General features: G+C 66.9%; 11 protein-coding genes and 5 pseudogenes. 5 read left to right on the top strand and 11 right to left on the bottom strand.

Annotated elements, in window-relative coordinates; translation table 11 throughout:
* Window positions 1-80: 80 nt before the first annotated feature.
* On the bottom strand, window positions 81-1,001 hold the full coding sequence (locus OJJOAM_RS19755; RefSeq protein ID WP_422650827.1) for a LysR substrate-binding domain-containing protein: 921 nt from the start codon (window positions 999-1,001) through the stop codon (window positions 81-83).
* 272 nt (window positions 1,002-1,273) lie between these two features.
* Between OJJOAM_RS19755 and OJJOAM_RS19750 the strand changes: the two genes are divergently transcribed.
* Complete coding sequence (locus OJJOAM_RS19750; RefSeq protein WP_422650826.1) at window positions 1,274-1,612, top strand: DUF2917 domain-containing protein; 339 nt, start codon at window positions 1,274-1,276, stop codon at window positions 1,610-1,612.
* 272 nt (window positions 1,613-1,884) lie between these two features.
* Here OJJOAM_RS19750 and OJJOAM_RS19745 read toward each other — a convergent pair whose 3' ends face one another.
* From OJJOAM_RS19745 to OJJOAM_RS19725, 5 genes and pseudogenes are all read right to left on the bottom strand, one after another.
* Entirely contained in the window at window positions 1,885-2,187 is a 303-nt protein-coding gene (locus OJJOAM_RS19745) for an H-NS family nucleoid-associated regulatory protein (RefSeq protein ID WP_149316543.1), read from the bottom strand.
* Window positions 2,188-2,394: 207 nt separating this feature from the next.
* Window positions 2,395-3,796: pseudogene (locus OJJOAM_RS19740) on the bottom strand (dihydrolipoyl dehydrogenase).
* Between the two features lie 177 nt (window positions 3,797-3,973).
* Window positions 3,974-4,705, bottom strand: coding sequence for a glutathione peroxidase (locus OJJOAM_RS19735; RefSeq protein WP_422650825.1), 732 nt, complete (start codon window positions 4,703-4,705; stop codon window positions 3,974-3,976).
* A 149-nt stretch (window positions 4,706-4,854) separates the two neighbouring features.
* Complete coding sequence (locus OJJOAM_RS19730; RefSeq protein ID WP_422650824.1) at window positions 4,855-7,557, bottom strand: M16 family metallopeptidase; 2,703 nt, start codon at window positions 7,555-7,557, stop codon at window positions 4,855-4,857.
* A 371-nt stretch (window positions 7,558-7,928) separates the two neighbouring features.
* Window positions 7,929-9,936: pseudogene (locus OJJOAM_RS19725) on the bottom strand (alkaline phosphatase D family protein).
* A 211-nt stretch (window positions 9,937-10,147) separates the two neighbouring features.
* Here OJJOAM_RS19725 and OJJOAM_RS19720 point away from each other — a divergent pair.
* Both OJJOAM_RS19720 and OJJOAM_RS19715 read left to right on the top strand, forming a co-directional pair.
* Complete coding sequence (locus OJJOAM_RS19720; protein ID WP_422650977.1) at window positions 10,148-11,209, top strand: alpha/beta hydrolase; 1,062 nt, start codon at window positions 10,148-10,150, stop codon at window positions 11,207-11,209.
* Window positions 11,210-11,592: 383 nt separating this feature from the next.
* A pseudogene (locus OJJOAM_RS19715) lies at window positions 11,593-12,448 on the top strand (D-amino acid aminotransferase).
* A gap of 129 nt (window positions 12,449-12,577) precedes the next feature.
* Here the strand turns inward: OJJOAM_RS19715 and OJJOAM_RS19710 are convergent.
* Window positions 12,578-12,808, bottom strand: coding sequence for a cupin domain-containing protein (locus tag OJJOAM_RS19710; RefSeq protein WP_422650823.1), 231 nt, complete (start codon window positions 12,806-12,808; stop codon window positions 12,578-12,580).
* A 190-nt stretch (window positions 12,809-12,998) separates the two neighbouring features.
* Window positions 12,999-13,130, bottom strand: a pseudogene (locus OJJOAM_RS19705) (helix-turn-helix domain-containing protein); the annotation flags it as partial.
* 135 nt (window positions 13,131-13,265) lie between these two features.
* Between OJJOAM_RS19705 and OJJOAM_RS19700 the strand changes: the two are divergent.
* On the top strand, window positions 13,266-14,243 hold the full coding sequence (locus OJJOAM_RS19700; RefSeq protein WP_422650822.1) for a Bug family tripartite tricarboxylate transporter substrate binding protein: 978 nt from the start codon (window positions 13,266-13,268) through the stop codon (window positions 14,241-14,243).
* Window positions 14,244-14,345: 102 nt separating this feature from the next.
* Window positions 14,346-15,119 carry an aldolase gene (locus tag OJJOAM_RS19695; protein WP_422650821.1) on the top strand — a complete coding sequence of 258 codons (774 nt, stop codon included), beginning with the start codon at window positions 14,346-14,348 and terminating at the stop codon, window positions 15,117-15,119.
* Window positions 15,120-15,291: 172 nt separating this feature from the next.
* On the opposite strand, the gene OJJOAM_RS19690 is transcribed toward OJJOAM_RS19695, so the two are convergent.
* From OJJOAM_RS19690 to xth, 3 genes and pseudogenes are all read right to left on the bottom strand, one after another.
* Window positions 15,292-16,182, bottom strand: coding sequence for a class I SAM-dependent methyltransferase (locus tag OJJOAM_RS19690; RefSeq protein ID WP_422650820.1), 891 nt, complete (start codon window positions 16,180-16,182; stop codon window positions 15,292-15,294).
* Between the two features lie 106 nt (window positions 16,183-16,288).
* Window positions 16,289-17,308, bottom strand: a complete 1,020-nt coding sequence (locus OJJOAM_RS19685) for a MerR family transcriptional regulator (RefSeq protein ID WP_422650819.1) — start codon at window positions 17,306-17,308, stop codon at window positions 16,289-16,291.
* A 382-nt stretch (window positions 17,309-17,690) separates the two neighbouring features.
* Window positions 17,691-18,494, bottom strand: a pseudogene (gene xth / locus OJJOAM_RS19680) (exodeoxyribonuclease III); the annotation flags it as partial.
* Between the last annotated feature and the right edge of the window lie 110 nt (window positions 18,495-18,604).

The raw sequence follows: 18,604 nt of genomic DNA, 5'->3' as shown, positions 1-18,604 counted from the left end.
CGCCGGTGTCGCCGGTGTCGCCGGTGTCATCGGTGCTATCGGGTCATCGGTGTCGGCCCGGGAGCGCGCGGCGCCTCTCGTCAACCGGTGACGTCCCGCGTGAGTTCGCGCGTCAACCAGGCCTCGAAACGGTGCACCGCGGGCCGTGCCTGTGCATGGTCCGCGGTCACGACCTGGTATTCCATGCCGTCGATTCCGGCATCCGGCAGTACCACCTGCAGCTCGCCGCGGGCCAGCAGCGGCAGGATCAGCGGCGTGCGGCCGATCGCGACGCCCGCGCCTTCCGCGGCCGCGGCGACGACGTGCTCGTAGCGCGAGAAATACAGGCACGGCTGACTGGCCACCGGCGTCAAGCCCAGGCGGCGATACCACTCGCCCCACGACATCCAGCCAAAGCGCGCATTCGGATCGTGATAGACCAGCAGCGTCGCGGCACGGATGTCGTCCGCCCGATGAATGCGCGCGGCGACCTGTGGCGCCGCCACCAGCATCAGCCGTTCGCGCAGCAGCGCGGTGGGGGCCTGCCCCGGCTGGCTCAGCCGGATCGCCAGGTCGAAGCCATCCCTGTCCAGATTGGCGATCGCCTCCGAGGCGTCGATGCGCACGTCGATCTCCGGCGCCTCCGCCTGGAACCGCGCCAGGCGTGGCACCAGCCAAAGCGAGGCAAATGACGGCGTGGTGGTGACGGAGATCGCGCTGCGCTCCGGTGCGATCAGGCGCTCGACGGTGCCGGCCAGCTGTTCGATGGCCTCCCTGGCGGCCTGCTGCAGCAGGCGTCCCTCGGGCGTCAGCGACAAGCCCTTGGCCCCGCGCAGGAACAGCGGCACGCAGAGCGCGTCCTCCAGGCTCTTGATCTGCTTGCTGATGGCCGACTGCGTCAGGCACAACTCGTCAGCCGCGGCGGTAAAGCTCAAATGCCGCGCCGCGCTGTCGAATCCGCGCAGCGCATCGAGCGACATCGCGCGCAGGGCCTGGGAAGCGGCCTGGCTGATTGGCGTCATGGCGGGCTGATGCGGAAAAATGCGCGACCAAATGCGCGGACAGAGGCCGGCACAAATGCCCGGACAGAGCCGCGGACAGAGGCGCGGACAGAGGCCCGGACAGAGGCGCGGACCGAAGCCGATAGGGATATGGCCCCGATGGCGTTGTCATCGGCGGCGGCCATGATGCGGCGGAATACCGGGGGATGACGAAACATCCGGCCAGGGAATCAGGCGCGTGGCCACAATGACAAGGCGCCCTCTCTCGATGCGGGGCACGCCAGGAGACTGCCATGCATGCATTCGCTGAACTCGACGGAATAGATGGGGCCGACCGGATTGGCTGTATTGGCGAGATCGGCCGGATTGGCCGGATTGGCGCCGAACCGCTTCGCCTGGTGATCGGCCAAGGATACACCGTCATTTGCCTGCAAGGCGCGGTATGGCTGACCTGCGAATCGGAGGATCGCGCCGAAGCGGCGCGGGATATCGTATTGGCCCGCGGCGAGCGTTTCGATGCGCGGCGCACCGTTACCGTTATCGTTTCGGCAATTCGGCGGCGGCCGGCCCGTATTGCGTTGACCCGGCGCAATACGGAGGATCGGCTCGATTGTAAGAAAAGACTTAATTGAGTGCCGTCAGTGTCTTGCGCATTGTCTTGTCGCAATGTCTTCCTGCAAGCAGACTTGGCGGAACCGGTGCAAAACGCGGGAATTCCCGCAAAAGACCAATGGGTATGCCGCCACCCGTGGAACCGCTATCGCACAGAATCGCAGGCGGGCCGTCGGCAAATCGCGTCCCCCTGGCAGGACATCGGGCACGTCGGATATTGCGATTCGACGCATTACCGTTCGCGAAATGCAATAACGCACGACCTTACACGCCCGAGGTTACACGCGCGAGCTTACTCGGCAATCAGGAAGCGATCGCGATTCTTGCCCAGCCATGCCGGTGCGCGGCCGCGGCCGGACCAGGTCTTGCCGGTCTTGGGATCGCGATATTTGGCCGGCGCGGGCGTACCCGAGCGTCCCGCCGATTTGCGAGGACGGCCACGGCGGCGCGGCGCCAGATCCTCGGCCGTCAAACCGTAATCCTCCATCAGTTGCTGGATCTGGGCGATCACCGTCGCCACTTCGGTTTGCCTGGCTTCCTCAAGTTGAGCTTCGAGTTTTTCCTTTTCCGCCAGTAATTGTTTGTAAGTCGCCATCGTCATTCCTTGCCAGTTGTAGGGTGCCGTTATGCTAGCTCACGGTTATCTGTGCGTCACCATAAAAAATGTAATCCATTAAGACAGAATCACAATATTCGGCAATTACATAATAATGCGCACCCCCCGCAATGTCGAGGCGGGGATGCGCGGCAAGCCGCATAACGGCAATGGCAAGGAACGCCGCCACGGCGGCATTTAACCGGCTCAGGCGCGCAGCCCGGCTTGTGCATCGCGCAACGCGGTGCGCAATCCTTCTTCGATCACGGGGTGATAGAACGGCATCGCCAGCATCTGATCGATGGTCAATTGCTGCTGATAAGCCCATGCCAGCAGATGCGCGATATGTTCGGCGCGCGGGCCAATCCATTCCGCGCCGAGGAATCGGCCGCTCGCCTTGTCGGCATAGACGTGCATCAGCCCTCGATTCTTCAGCATCACGCGGCTGCGCCCCTGGTCCTCGAAGCTGACCTCGCCGGTGACGAAGCTGCCGGCCGGCAAGTCGGCATAACGCTGGCCGACCATGGCCAGTTGCGGGTCGGAGAACACCACCGCGATCGGCGCACGGCGCGGCACCGGCGAAACCTGCGGCCAGGCGGCGGCATTCTCGCCGGCACTCTTGCCCTCGTCGGCGGCCTCGTGCAGCAGCGGCAGGACATCGTTGGCGTCGCCGGCGATGAAGACCGGCGACGCGCCGCATTGCAGCGTGGCCGGGTCGAACACGGGCACGCCGCGCGCGTCCAACTCCAACCCGGTGTTTTCCAGGCCGAGATTGCGCACATTGGGCTGGCGGCCGGTGGCGGCCAGCACATAGTCGAAGCGCTCGGTGACGGCATTGCCGTCGCGGTCGATGAACGAGATCACGGCCTCGTCGCCTTCACGCGCCATGTCGGTGAGCTTGGCATCCGGGTCCAGATAGAACTCCTGCTGGAAGGCCTGGGCGGCGTAGGCGCGAATCGCCGGGTCGGTCAGCGGACCGACACCGCCGCGCACGCCGAACACGCGCACATGCACGCCGAGACGCGACAGCGCCTGGCCCAGTTCGAGGCCGATCACGCCGGGGCCGAACACCGCCACGCGGCGCGGCAGGTCCTGCCAGTCGAAGACGTCGTCGTTGACCACCAGCCGGTCGCCGAACACGCGGAAGGGCTGCGGCACGGCCGGGCTCGAACCGGTGGCGATCACCACCCGGCTCGCGCGCACCACGGTGCCGTCGGCATCGTCGCCGACCTGCAGCACCGTGTTGTCGATGAAGCGGGCATAGCCGCGCAGGCGGTCCTGCTCGGGAATATTGTCGACGCCGCGAACCACGAAGCCGACGAAGCGATCGCGCTCGCGCCGCACGCGGTCCATCACCTCACGGCCGTCGATGCGGATCTGTCCATCGACATGGACGCCGAACGGCGCGGTATGGCGCAGCTCGTGCGCGGCCTCCGCCGCCGCGATCAGCAGCTTCGACGGCATGCAGCCGACGCGCGCGCAGGTGGTGCCGTATTCCCCCGCCTTCGATGATCACGGCCCGCTTGCCGGCGGCCTTGGCGGCGCGATAGGCCGCGAGGCCGGCGGTGCCTGCGCCGATCACGGCGATGTCGGTGACGATGGTTTGCATGGCGAAATTCCTGTTCGGAGAGACGATGGTTGAATTCGAGCTATTCGGGATATTCGACGTATTCGGGGCGGTTCAATCCACGGACCCGAGGGCGGCACGCCGCCATCGGGTCCGGCGACTGCCGGACCGCGCCACGGACAGAATCAGTGGAATGGGAGGTAAAGGCGCTGCGGGAGATCAGGCCGCCAGGTACTGCTCGACCTGCTCCGCGCCGCCGATCAGCTTGCCGTTGATGAACACCTGCGGGGCGGTCATCGTGCCGGACACCGCGCCGAGCACCTTGCCGCGGATCTTGTGTTCCAGCGGCACGTCGATGTACTGGTAGCCGTTGTCCGCCAGCAGTTGCTTGGCCTTGGCGCAGAACGGGCAGCCTTCCTTCGAGAACACCACGACCTGGTCGGGCTTCTTGGCATCCGGGGCGACGTAGGCCAGCATCGTGTCGGCGTCGGAGACCTTGAACGGGTCGCCCGGCTCTTCCGGCTCGATGAACATCTTGTCGACCACGCCGTTCTTGACCAGCATCGAATAGCGCCAGCTGCGCTTGCCGAAGCCGAGGTCGGTCTTGTCCACCAGCATGCCCATGCCGTCGGTGAATTCGCCGTTGCCGTCCGGGATCATCACGATGTTCTCGGATTCCTGGTCCTTGGCCCACTCGTTCATCACGAAGGTGTCATTGACGGAGACGCACAGGATCGCGTCGACGCCATGCTTGGCGAACACGGGCGCCAGCTCGTTGTAGCGCGGCAGGTGGGTCGACGAACAGGTCGGGGTGAACGCGCCGGGCAGCGAGAAGACCACGACGGTCTTGTTGTCGAACAGCTCCGCGGTGTTCAGGTTCTTCCATTCATTGTTCTCGCGGACGCGGAACGTGACATTGGGGACGCGTTGGCCTTCACGGGATTGCAGCATTGGGATCGCTCCTGGTTGGGTAGTAGGTTCGGGTTTCCGGGGTGAGATTCTTTGTGCTGCGTGGTGATGTGTCGCAGCGAAGGCCCCATTCTGGCGACGCCCCATCCATTTGTACAATTTATCGTTTAAACCGCCGTCATTAGGTATGACTATTGACCGCCCTCGGGCGAGGCTGCGGCCTTGCCCGGGTCGCCGGTGCCACCAGCATCCGGCCAGGCGCCGGCATAGACCTCGACGAAGCGGTCGGGGTCCAGATGGCGCCGGATCGCGGCGTTGACCTGCTCGACCGTGGCCTGGTCGATGCGGCGCTCCAGCTGCTCGGTAAACGCCATGGTCTGGCCGACGAACAGCTGATAGGCCAGCATCGATACCAGCGCCTCGTCGCGGCTGCGGGTCACTACCCCCTGCTGCCGCAGTCCGCTCTTGGCCTCGGCCAGTTCCTCCTCCGTCACGCCCTCGCGCAGGAAGCGCCGCAGCTCCCGCTGCACGCCGGCCTTGAGCCGCGGCAGGTTCTGCGGGGCAAAGGAGGCCTGGATGCCGAAGCGGCCGGCGGTATCCAGCGCGCCGATCCGCAGATAGCTGGTGGCGCCGTAGCTGATGCCCTCCTGCTGGCGCAGCCGATCGGCCAGCCGGCTCTTCATCGAGCTGCCGCCGAAGATCCGGTTGGCGATCGCCAGCGGCGCGTAGTCGGGATGGTCGATCGTCATGCCGATCGGCAGCGCGGCGATGAAGCTGGCATTGGCCTTGTGCGGCGTCGGCACGGCCAGGCTCGCCGGATGCAGCGGCAGGAAAGCGCGCTCGACACGGGCGAACGGCATCGGCGCGCTCCAGTCGCCGAACAGCGCCTGCACCTGCTGCCGCGCCGCCTCGGCGTCGAAATCGCCGACCAGCGCAAACTGCGCGTGGCTGGCGCCGTAGAAGCGCCGATGGAAGTTGCGCACCTGCTCGAGCTGGACCGCCCGCAGCTCGGCGATCGATTCCTCCAGCGTGGGCACGTAGCGCGGATCGCCCTTCGGATAGGGATTGCCGTGCCGGCCGAGCACGACGGGCGCAAGGGCCTCGGGCTGCCGGACCTGGCTCTGGATGCCGGCGATCGCGGTGGTGCGCAGCACCTCCAGTTCGGCGGCGGGCAGGGTCGGTTCGCGCAACACATCGCGCAGCAGCGCCAACACCTGCGGCAGATGTTCGCGCGGCGCCTGGAAGCTGACGGTCACGCGTTCGGCGTCGCCCGAAACCCCGACCGTCGTCCTTAGCGCCTCGAACGCATCGATCAGCTGCTGCCGATCGCGTCCGCCGGCGCCGCGCATCAACATGCCGGCGGTCAGCGTGCCCACCGCGTCCAGGCCGCGCAGGCTGTCGACATCGCCCATGCGCAGCACCAGTTGGCCGTGCACGCGCGCGCCGCGCGTGGGCTTGGGCAGCATCGCCATCGCCATGCCATTCGGCAGCGTCGCGCGCAGCGTATGCGCCTCGATATTGGCGGGCGTCGGCGCGAACGGTGCCACCGGCGCGTTGCCCGGCTTGCCCCGATAGTCGCGCGTCAGCTCGGCCAGGTCCGGCGCCGGCGGAACCGCGACGTAGCTCGGCACGTCGACGGGAATGAACTGGCCCAGCGTGCGGTTGGTGCGCTGCAGATAGTGGCGGGCGACGCGATTGACGTCGTCGACCGTGACCCGCTCGATCTGATCGCGCGCGATCAGCATCAGCCGCCAATCGCCCTTGGCGATGGCCTCGGACAGCGCCACGCCGTAGCTGGCCGGATCGTTCAGCATGCGTTCGTAGCCGTTGCGCGCGCGCCGCTGCGCGCGGTCAAGTTCCTCCTGCGTGACCGGCTGGGTGGCGATACCTTCCACCAGCTCCAGCAGTCCGGTGCGCGCCGGCTCCAGCGATTGCGCCTTGCCGACCTGCGCGAGGAACACCACGCTGCCCGGCTGCTTCAACGCCCGCAGAAAGCCCGTCTGCGACGCAGCCTTCTTCTGCTCGACCAGTCCGCGATACAGCCGCCCTCCCGGTATCGCCGTCAGGATATCGACCAGCAGCGTCATCGCGGCGGTATCCGGATGCGCGCCCGGGCCGATGTGGTATTGCGCGGCGACGACCTGGATATCGCCGGGCCGCTGCAGCAGGATTTCCCGCGGTCCTTCCTGCGGCGGTTCGACGGTGTACTGTTCCGCCAGCACGCGGGTGGGCCGGGGAATCGCGCCGAAATAGCGCGTCACGCTGGCCAGCGTGCGAGCCGGATCGAATTGTCCGGTGATCACCAGCACCGCGTTGTCGGGCTGGTAGTAGCGGCGATAGAAGGCCTGCAGCGCATCGATGCCGACGTGCTCGATATCGCTGCGCGCGCCGATCGGCGCCTTGCCGTAGTTGTGCCAGTGATAGGCGCTGGCCGCCAGCTGCCGCAGCAGCACGCCGGTCGGGCTGTTCTCGCCGCGCTCCAGCTCGTTGCGCACCACCGTCATCTCGCTGTCGAGCGCGCTGCGCGAGATCGTGCTGTTGACCATGCGGTCCGCTTCCATCCGCAGCAGCCAGTCGAGGTTTTCCTCGCTGGCGGCGAAGGTGGCGAAGTAATTGGTGCGATCGTGCGCGGTGGTGCCGTTGAACTGCATTCCGCGGCTCGCCATCTGCCGGCCGATCGCGCCATCGGGAACGCTCGGTGTTCCCTTGAACAGCAGATGCTCGAGCAGATGGGCCATGCCGCTTTCGCCGTAGCTTTCGTGCCGGCTGCCGACCAGATAGGTGATATTGATCGTGGTGGTCGGCTGTGCGGCATCCGGGGCGAGCAGCACGCGCAGTCCGTTGGGCAGGCGGTATTCGCTGATGCCTTCGGCGGTGGCGACGGGCGCGGGCAAGGCCGGGGCGGTGTCGCCGGCCGCTGCGGCCGCTGCGGCCGCTGCGGCTGATGCGGCCGCTGCGACCGGTAGCGCCGCCGGTGTTTCAACCGACGACCGCGCGGCGTGGGCCGAGTCGGGCCCGCACAACGCGGCGATCAGGACGGTGCCAAGGATGGCAAGGGGGGACGGCGGACAGGACCGGGCCGGCAGCGCTGCGACGCATGGGAACTCCGTGGTGGATCAGACAGACAGGTGGACGCGCCTTCGGGTGCCCGCCTTCGGGTGGCCCCTCCCGGCGCGCACCGCATCGGGTGCGCGCCGTCACTGATCGTACCAAACCCATGCCCGACGCAGCGGCCGGGGCCGCCGGCCCGCCGCGCCGCCAACCCTCAGACCACGTTCACCACCGCCGAGCCCGCCGGCACCTCGACCGTGGTGACGCTCGCCGTCGCCGGCTGCGGCGGCGCATTGCCGTCGACCAGTCCCTTCATGATATGGAAGGCGCAGTTCAGCTTGTCCGGCGTCAACGTGACGATCGCATAGCCGGTGACATTGGTCTCCGCGTACCGCATCCACGGATTGAAATGCTGCAGCGTGCGATTGAGCGTATTGACCACCGCGCCGCTGACCTCCTCGTAGATCAGCGCCTTGATCTCGGCAAAGCGTGGGTCGTTGTCGACCACGCTCTTGTACGTGCTCATCAGCGTATTGCTCGACAGCCCTGCCCCGACCAGATCGACCATCACCGGCGTCGGCGTGGCCGCATCGAAGTCGTCCATCACCACGCCGGCAAAGAAGGCGTGGATATCCCCCGGTCAGCGCCACCACATTGCGGACGTTGTTCGTCTTCAGGAAGGCCATCAGATTGCGGCGTTCCGCGTCGTAGCCATCCCACTGGTCCGCGTTCAGGACATACGTGGCCAGCAGCGAGGCCGGTGGCAGGCGGCTGTCGAGCGTCGGCTTGATATTGGCGTCGAAGGTCGCGCTGTCGATGCCGGCCTGCGTGGACAGCAGTTGCCGCAGATTGGCGTAGGCGACGTTGTTCGGATAGGTGCCGGACGATAGCGCGGCGCGCAGGTCCGCAGTCAACGCCGTTTCCATCTGGTCGCGCAGCGGCGTCAGCGCCGTATTGCTTGCGATCAGCCGCAACACCATCAGCTCCGCGATGGCCTCCGTCAGATCGATCTGCATGCGCAGCAGCGAGACCTGGTTGCCCCACAGCTTCCACGTCGTCGCCGCGCCGCCCACGCGGTCCTGCCACCATGCGCGCTGCGCATCGCCCAGCATCGAGACCTGCGTCAGCGCACCGCCCGCCGCGGCGATCTTGGCGTCCTCCGCCGCCTTGAGCGCATCGCGCCGGATGAAGAAGCGGCTGCCGACATCGCCGCCTGCATTGGCCTCGGAAATCAGATGGTCGGCGCGGTACAGCCGCTCGTCCGTCATCAGCAGCGTCGCCAGGTTGCCGAACGTGAAGGAGCGATAGATCTGGATGTTCTGGAACGAAGGGTTGTTCAGGTCCAGCGTGACATCGGCCGGCAGGTATTCGAACCAGGCCTGGTTGGCGCTGCGCCGCCGCGCGGTCTGCGGCGACTGGTCGTCGTCGGCATCGTAGCTCTGGCGGTCCTGCCAGCAGTCGTCGGAGAACTCGTGGTCGTCCCAGATCGCGATCATCGGGAAGCGCGCATGCAGCGCCTGCAGACGCGCGTCGCTGCGATAGGCCTTGTACAGATAGCGGTAGTCCTCCAGCGTGGTCGCGTAGCGGAAGCCGCTCGGCAGCGTCGTGCCATCGGGCAGCGACAGCGGCGTATGGCGGCTTTCGACCAGACTGACCGGCGCGCCGTCGGCCACCGCCTCGTAGATGTAGTCGCCGGTGTGCACGATGAAATCGAGGTCCTGCTGGGCGAGCTCCTCCATGCCGGCCCAGTGGTTGATGCTCCAGTCCTGGCAACTGACAAAGGCGAACTTCAGCTGCGACAGCGGCGTGCCGGCCGCGGGCGCGGTGCGGGTGCGCCCGACGGGGCTGAAGCGGCTGCCCACGCGGAAACGGTAGTAGTAGGTGGTGGCGGCGTTCAGGCCGGTGACCTTGGTGCGCAGCGTGTAGTCCCACTCGGGCAAGGCGCGCAAATGGTCATTGACGACCAGCGTGGAAAAGTCCTCCTGGGTCGACACCTGCAGGCGCACATTGACGTGGCGCCTGCCGTTGTCGCCTTCGACGCGTGTCCACAACACGACGCTGTCGGGACGAGGATCGCCGGAGGCGACCCCGTGGCGGAAGTCGAACAGGTCCGGTTCGGGCGGATCGGGATTGTCATCGCCACCGCCGCAGCCGGCCAACCCTGTGGTGGCGACCGAGACGGTGATGAAGCTTCCCCATTTCAAGAACTGGCGACGATCCATGTTGTTCTCCTTGTCAGGACAGGGACAGGTGGAGGGGACACAGGCAGCATAGGAAATCGATCCGCCGATCGCGAGGGGGGTGACCCCGATGCGGATGCGATGCCGCGGCGCACAGGTCCTCACCATTGGGGTACTGCCGGCAATTGCCGCTATCCGCCCGTGTTCGGCAGCGATTTGCCGCGCAGGGGCGAATTCGTATAAGGTGCGCCTCATGGATGAACAGAAACGCAACCCGAACCGCAATGCGAATCGCAATGTGAATCACCACGCGAACCGCAGCTTGTTCCGGCAGGTCCTGACGCACCTGCCCTACAAGACCATCGGCGCCGCCGCGGTGCTGACGGCAGCCGGCTTTCTCAGCTACTGGACCTACCTCGGCATCAACCAGGGCCGCCTGCTGTTCGACGCGAGGCGGCGCCCGCCGCGCGAACTGCCGGAAGGCATCACCGCCTATTCGCACACCATCCCCGGCGGGATGCTGCGCGGCTACGTGTATCGCGGCGATGCGCACTGCGCCGTCACCGATCTGTTGTTCTATTTGCCAGGTCGCGGGGAAGACGTTCTCGAGACCATGCAATTTCTACATTGGCTGCCGGCCGAAGTCGGCTTCGCCACCTTCGACTATCGGGGCCTGGGCCATTCCGACGGCAGTCCCTCGGAGGCCGCGGCCGTCGCCGATGCCAGCCAGTTCCTGCTGCATCTGCGGCGTGTGCTGCCGGGCACGCGGGTCCACGTGGTCGGCCGCAGCCTGGGCACCGGGGTCGCGATCCAGCTGGCCGATCTGCAGGACTTCGAGAGCCTGCAATTGATCACGCCCTACGATTCGCTGCTGGAACTCGTGCGCAAGCGTTTCCCGCTAGTGCCGCTGCGCCAGCTGATGCGTCATCACTTCGATTCGATCTCGCACTGCAAGAAGGTGGTACAGCGGACCAAGGTGCTGCTCGCCGAGGTCGACGACGTCGTCCCGCATGCATGCTCCGAGCGGCTGATGGCGGCGTGGCCGGGGCCGGTCGCGGTGGAGACCATTCCCGGCAGCAACCATTCGGACATCATCGCGCACCAAAGCACGTGGCAGGCACTGAGCGACTTCGCGCTGCTGTTCGCGCGTCGGCCGGACCTGGACGCGCATGGCAATCGTCTTGACGAGACGCCCACGCCCACGGCGGCCCCGGCACCGGACGAGCGCGTCGCTGCCAACGATACGGGCGGCGGCCAGGAGCCTCCCGGCTTGCCGGTTGCCGCCGCGCCACTGCGTACCGACGGCGCGAGCTGACGGGCGCGCCGCCCGCGCGCACCGGTCCTGCCCCGTGCCTCGTCGCACGGCAAGGGCCAGCCGCCTGCCGGTCATTTCGACAGGTAGATCACGATCGCGATCAGTCCGATCGCGGCGAGGGTCAGCAACACGAAGGTGAGCACGGCGCCACGCTGTCAGTCGTTTTCCCGGGAGTATTTCGCAGGAAACCGGACAGCGGCGTCGGCGGGCGGCTGATTACGGCAAGGATTCGTCCTACAAGCAAGGCCGGGCTTGCTTTCGTCCGGCGTTCGTCCGGCTTTCGTCCGGAAGCCCCCCGGCACAAACGTTATGCGGATTCGGCATGACCCCGCGCGAGCCGCTGTGGAACAATGCCTCATCCTGTTCCACTCGCATCCAATGCCATGACTTCCAGCTCCGACGCCATCGTTTATCTGAACGGCGAATTGACGCCGCTGTCCGAGGCGCGCATCCCCCGTGCTCGACCGCGGCTTTATTTTTGGCGACGGCGTCTACGAGGTGATCCCGGTCTATGCCGGCAAGCCGTTCCGTGCGGCACAGCATCTGGCCCGGCTCTCGCGCAGCCTCGATGCGATCGGTATTCCGAATCCGCATGACCAGGGCCAATGGACGGCGCTGATCGCGCGCGTGATGCAGGCCAATCCGATGCCGGACCAGATGATCTATATCCAGGTCACGCGCGGCGTCGCCAAGCGCATGCACGCCTTCCCGAAGGAAGTCACGCCGACCGTCTTCATCATGACCAATCCGATGTCGCTGCCGCCGGCCGCCGCAGCCGAGCGTGGGGTGGCCTGCGTCACGATGGAGGACAAGCGCTGGCTGCACTGCCAGATCAAGTCGACCTCGCTGCTGGGCAATGTGCTGGCCGCGCAGAATGCGGCCGAGCATGGCGTCACCGAGGCCATCCAGTTCCGCGACGGCATGCTGACCGAGGCCTCGGCGTCCAACGTCTGGGTCGTCAAGAATGGCGTCGTCGCGGCGCCGCCGAAGGACAATCTGATCCTCGAAGGGATCCGCTATGGCCTGATCGAAGAGCTGTGTGCCCGCTTCGAGATTCCGCTAGTCTCCCGTCCGATCACGCGGGACGAGGTGTTTGCAGCCGACGAAGTCCTGCTGTCGTCGGCCAGCAAGGAAATCCTTCCGGTGGTAACGATCGACGACAAGACGATCGGCAAGGGCGTGCCAGGACCGGTGTTCCAGCGCCTGTATGCGGCTTATCAGGAAGCCAAGACGGCCTGAAGCCGATTCGACGGAGGGAGCCGGCGGCGTGCCGGCTTTCCTTCCACCCGCCAAAGCCGCCGGCAGCGATGCGCCCCGGCGGCTTTTCCATTGCGGCTGCGGTTCTTGCTCCGGTTCTTGCTCCGGCTGTTACTTCGCCGTGGTGACCAGCACCTCGGCCTGCGCGCGCCCCACCGTGCGAATGCGGTGCGGCAGATCGGCATCGAAGTACAGCGAATCGCCGATCGTCAGCGCGATCGTTTCCTCGCCCAGCATTACCTCGACCTGGCCCTTCAGCACGAACAGGAACTCCTCGCCGCTGTGCGCGGAGCGCGCTTCGTCGGGAAACTCCCGCGGCGGATACATGATGAAGGGCTCCATCGCCTTGACCTTGCGCTGCGCGGCAATCGCCTCGTAGCGATAGGTCCCCCTCGCGCTCCGAGGGTGACAGCGGCTCGCGCTCGCCGGCGCGCGAGATGCATACCACTTCGTGCGCGCTGTCGCGGGCATCGCCCAGCAGCTGACCCGTTCCCATGCCGTAGGCATCGGCGATCTTCAGGATCGTGGCGATCGATGGCGAACTAAGGCCCCGCTCGAGCTTGGACAGATAGCTGCGCGTCAGGCCGGTCTGCTCGGCCAGCGTTTCCAGCGAAAAGCCGCGCTGGCGGCGGAGAGTGCGGAGGCGATGCGCCAGATTGACCATGACGAGGCGGTAGCGAAAGCGACCGCGGCATTATATCGACGCTCCGGGTACAACATGTCCTACTTGACACAACACACTCCGTAGGATACATTGTGTCATGCCGGCAATCACATGACACATAACGGAGAGTTCCAGATGAAAGCGCCCCGATGGATGGTGGCGGTGGCCGGCTGTTGCCTGCTGACCGCCAATGCCCTGGCCGCAGAGCCGTTCCCCGCCAAGCCGATCCGGCTGGTGGTGCCCTTTGGCGCCGGCGGCATCACCGACAACATCGCCCGCCTGGTCGGGCAGGAATGGTCCGGCGCGCTGGGCCAGACCGTGCTGATCGAGAACCGGCCTGGCGCCGGCGGCCTGATCGCCGCGCAGGCGGCCGCCAAGGCGGCGCCCGACGGCTATACGGTGTTCATGGGCACGGTGGGCACGCAGATCGTCAATCCGCTGATCTATCCGGCCGGCAAGCTGCCCTACTCGCCGGACAGCCAGTTCACGCCTCTGGGCATGGTGTCGAAATCGCCGTTCATGCTTGCGGTGGCCGCCAGCGTGCCGGCGCGCGACCTCAACGAATTTCTGGCCTACGCGCGCAGCCATCCGGATCGGCTCGACTACGGATCGGCAGGCAGCGCCAGCGCGCCGCACATGAGCATGGAACTGTTCAAGCTGCTGAGCGGGACGAAGATCAATCACGTGCCGTACAAGAGCGGCGCGGAAGCGGTCAACGCCGCCATCGGCGGCCATGTCGCCGCGGTGATCGACGCCGTGCCGGTGGTGATGCCGCAGGTCAAGGCCGGCAAGCTGCGCGCGCTCGCGATCGCCAACGGCACGCGTTCCAGCGCCGCTCCGACCGTGCCCACGAGCCAGGAAGCCGGCTTGCCGTCGTTCGAGACGAGCTCATGGAATGCGCTGTATGTCCCGGCCGGCACGCCGCCGCAAGTGGTCGACAAACTGGCCACGACGCTGCGGACCACGCTGGCGCGCCCGGGCTTGCGCAGCCGGCTCGCGGCGCAAGGCAGCGAGGCGCTGGCCGGCACCCAACAGGAATACGCCGCGATGATGGCCGCCGAGAAGAAGAAGTGGGCGGCGGTGGTCGAGGCGGCAAAGATCAAGGCCGAGTAACAACAACCAAAACCGGCCAACCACAACCGGGCGACCGCAACCGGACGACCGCAACCGGACGACCACAACCCGGCCCTTCAACATCCCAACGGAGCATCCAATATGGCTGATACCTTCGATCTGAAGAAAGACGAGCTGATCGCCCGCGCACAGGGCGAGATGCAAACCCGGCTGACCGTGCCGGAACGAACGCTGCGCGAAAAGGTGGCGCTGACCTGCGGCATCCTGTTCGACGGCGGCCACGATTCCGGCCTTGCCGGCCAGATCACGGCGCGGGCGGACGAACCCGGCCGCTACTACACGCAGCAGCTGGGGCTCGGCTTCGACGAGATCACCGCGGAGAACCTGCTGCTGGTCGACGAAGACCTGCGTGTGCTGGAGGGCGGCGGCATGGCCAATCCCGCCAACCGCTTCCACTCGTGGATCTATCGCGCGCGGCCGGACGTCAACTGCATCATCCACACGCATCCGTTCCACGCGGCCACGCTGTCGATGCTGGAGGTGCCGCTGACGGTGTCGCATATGGATACCTGCGTGCTGTATGGCGATTGCGCGTTCCTGGAGAAATGGCCGGGCGTGCCGGTCGGCAACGAGGAAGGCGAAATCATTTCGGCGGCCCTCGGCGACAAGCGCGCGATCCTGCTGGCCCACCACGGCCTGCTGATCGCGGCGACCTCGGTCGAGGAGGCCTGCGTGATGGCGCTGCTGTTCGAGCGCGCGGCCCGCATGCAACTGGCCGCGATGGCGGCCGGCACCATCAAGCCGCTGCCCGAGGCGCTGGCCACGGAGGCGCACGACTGGATCCTGACGCCGCGCCGCTCGCAGCTGACGTTCGAGTACTACGCCCGCCGGACGCTGGCGGCGGCACGCGGCTGAGTGGCGGCGTCTGGCGTCCTGCGTCCTGCGTCCTGCTTCCGGCTTCCTGCTTCCGGCTTCCGGCTTCCTGCTTCCGGCTTCCTGCTTCCGGCTTCCGGCTTCCGGCTTCCGGCGTCAGGCGTCAGGCGTCAGGCGTCTGCCGTCTCGCGCCTCGCGCCTCCACGACGCCAGGCTATCGCGCTTCCCCCACGCGGGCGCACAGCACCCGCAGGCCGCCGCCGGCGGTCTGCAGGCCGTCCTTGCGGCGAGGGAAGTAGCGCGCGTTCAGCGCCGGCGCGTGGAGATCGGTCACCTCGGTAAAGCCCTTGGCGGTCAGCCGTTGCACCAGTTGTTCCGGCACAAATTCCGACAGCCAGGGCTCGCCGAGCGCGGCCACCTGCTCGGCCATATGCGCCGCCATCACGCGCTCGAATGGCGGCAGCACGCGGGCATCGACGCGGTAGTCGAACACGATGCGCGTGCCCGCCGGCAGGCTCGCGACATAGCGCAACGTGCTTTCGATCGCGGAGTCCGTCAGATACGGCGTCACGCCGAGCCATACGAAGCAGGCGGGCCGGTCGCGGCGAAAGCCCGCTCGCTCCAGCACGCCCTGCAGCGATGCATGCTGAAGGTCGGCCGGCACGGCGGTCACACCGTCGGGCATGCTCAGCCCGGCCCGCCGCATCAGGTCCCGCTTCCACGCCTGCGTGGCGGGATGGTCGACCTCGAATACGCGCATGCCGTCATCCGCCGCAGGCACGCGCCACGCCAGCGTATCGAGACCCGCGCCGAGCACCACGCATTGGCGCACGCCGGCGCAAGCGGCCTCGGCCAGCTCGGCATCGGCGACCATCGCGCGCGCCACCACCGCGGCGCGCATCGGGCGCGCCATCGGGTCGTTATGGCGATAGGGATCGTCCCGCACGGCGCGTTCGAGTTCGGGGCCGAGAATCGGCAAGGCAATGGGATCCGGCAGCACGATCGGATCGTCGAGCAACTGGTGAACGGCGCGCGCAATGGCCATCATCAGCGCTGTCGTGCTGGGCCGGCCCTGGGCCAGCGCGGTGGTATCGGTGTGGGACATGGCGGTCTCCTGCTGCGAAAGCGGAGCAGCATAGACCCTGACGTGCACGTCAGGGTCAACCCCCCGCGCGTGCCGGTTCCCGTCATGTCACGGCGTGACCCGATCGTCAGCGCCGCCGCGACGGCGCCTTACCGGCGTGCGTGCGCACCGCCTCGACAAACTCGCGCACGCCGGGATCGACCATATGCCCGACCTGCAGCACCGGCTCGTCGCGGTAGGCCTTCAGCAGCTTGTCGCGCAGCCCTGCATCGTGGCCCACCATACGGTCGACCAAGGCATCCCAATCCCGCAACAGCGTGCGGCTCGCCGCCGCGGCAGGATCGGTACCAGCCGCGATCAGCGCACGGGCGCGCTGCGCCAGCGCCCGCCATTCGGGTTCGAGCCGTTTGTCGAGCCGCGCCAGTTCGTCCGGCGACAGGTGCCGCAGCCACGCCGCCATGCGCAGTTCGACGGCCGCCTCCATATAGCGGACCATCGCCGCGTCGATGCCGCCAAAGCCCTGTTGCGCGGCCTGCTTGATCATCTCGCCCCAACGGATGGCCCGTGCCATGTCGCCCTGCATCCAGCGCATGGCCAGATGCATCCAGCGGGCCGCCAGCGCCTGCGTGCCGATCGCATCCGCGGGCCATTGCCCGGCCATCGCCTCGTGGATCTCGTCCAGCAGTGGCTGCCATTCCGCCTCGGTGGCGATCCACTCGCGGAAGATCGTTTCGAGCTCCGCCTCGCTGAAGTACTCGCGATAGGCCCGCATCTGGCGCAGGGCCGCGAGCCAGTGCTCGATCTCGGGCTCGCCGCCCGCGGCCAGCACCGTCTGCAACAGCACCAGTCGGCCGCGCAGTTCGGTGGCCCGCGCGATCTCGCGATCGAGCGCCTCGATCTGCTGCGTGACGATACGATGCCGCGGCGGCCCCTCGCCCGCCAGGAGCGCGCCAATCGCGGCCAGCGACAGACCGGACTGGCGCAAGACCTGGATCGCATGCAGCCGGGCCACGTCGTCGCGGTTGTAGAGGCGATAGCCCGCGGCCGAACGCCCGGAAGGCTTGAGCAGGCCGATGCGGTCGTAGTGATGCAGGGCGCGGACCGTCAGGCCCGTCTGCCTGGCGAGCGCGCCAACTTTCAGGAGCATGGGCGAAGCGAGGGGGGAGTTCAATCGACAAACGGCATTGGCGCGGCGCCTGTGGCCGCGACGGGCGTCATTGTCGCTCAGTCGCGCTTCACCTGGCGGCGGTGGCCTTCCTGGCGGTGGCTTTCTTTGCTGGGGTGGCTTTCTTTGCTGCGGTGGCTTTCCTCGCCGAAGTGGCCGTCTTTGCAGCGATAGCGTTCTTTGTATCGGTGGCTTTCCTGGCCGTAGTGACCTTCTTTGCGGCGGTAGCGTTCTTTGTATCGGTGGCCTTCTCCGCAGCGGCGCCCCGCTTGGCAGCCGCAGGCGCCTTCGCGATAACCGCTTTCGCAGCCGCGGCCCCGCTCGTGGCAGCCTTCTTCGCCGGCGCCTTCGCCGCCGCCTTCGACGACGCCCTGCGCCTTCCCGCGCCACCACCGAACTCCAGCGTGATCCACGCCGGCGCATGGTCGCTCGCCTGCGGGGCGCCGCGGACCCAGCGATCGACGCCGGCTTCGCGCAGCGCCGGCGCCAGCGTCGCGTTCAGCAGCAGATGGTCGATGCGCAGCCCCGAATTGGTCTGCCAGTGCTGGCGGAAGTAATCCCAGAAGGTATAGATCCGCTCGTCGGGATACTTTTCGCGCAAGGCATCGACCCATCCCTGCTCCAGCAGGCGCCGATAGCAGGCGCGGCTTTCGGGCTGCAGCAAGGCGTCCTTGAGCCAGGAACGCGGGTTGTAGATGTCCTCGTCGGTCGGCACCACGTTGTAGTCGCCGGCCAGCACGACCGGATGGCCGCTGTCGTAGAGCGTGGCCGCGTACTTCAGCAGGCGTTCGAACCAGGCGAGCTTGTAGTCGAATTTCGGCCCCGGCTGCGGATTGCCGTTGGGCAGATACAGGCAGCCGACCAGCACGCCATGCACCGCCGCCTCGATATAGCGGCTCTGCTTGTCGCCATCGTCGCCGGGCAATCCACGCCGGCTCTCGATCGGCTCGGTTCCGCGCGACAGGATCGCGACGCCATTCCACGACTTCTCGCCATGCCAGATCGCGCCATACCCGGCGGCACGAATCGCATCGATCGGAAAGCCGGAATCGACGGTCTTCAATTCCTGCAGGCAGACGACGTCGGGCGCCTCGCGCTCCAGCCATTCCAGCAATGCCGGCAGGCGGGCGCGAATGCCGTTGATATTGAAGGTGGCGATCTTCAGCATGGCACGTGTGAATGGGCGAATGGGCCGAATGGCTGGCTGGACAGGCTTGTTGGCTTGCCGTTGTTCCCTTTTTAGGAGAGCCGCGCGAGCCCGGCAATCGGGCGGTGTCC

The organism is Cupriavidus sp. H18C1, assembly GCF_049311595.1.
GTDB lineage: Bacteria > Pseudomonadota > Gammaproteobacteria > Burkholderiales > Burkholderiaceae > Cupriavidus > Cupriavidus cauae.
Note: the sequence above shows the minus strand (reverse complement) of the source record. Positions and strands in the feature narration are given on the sequence as shown.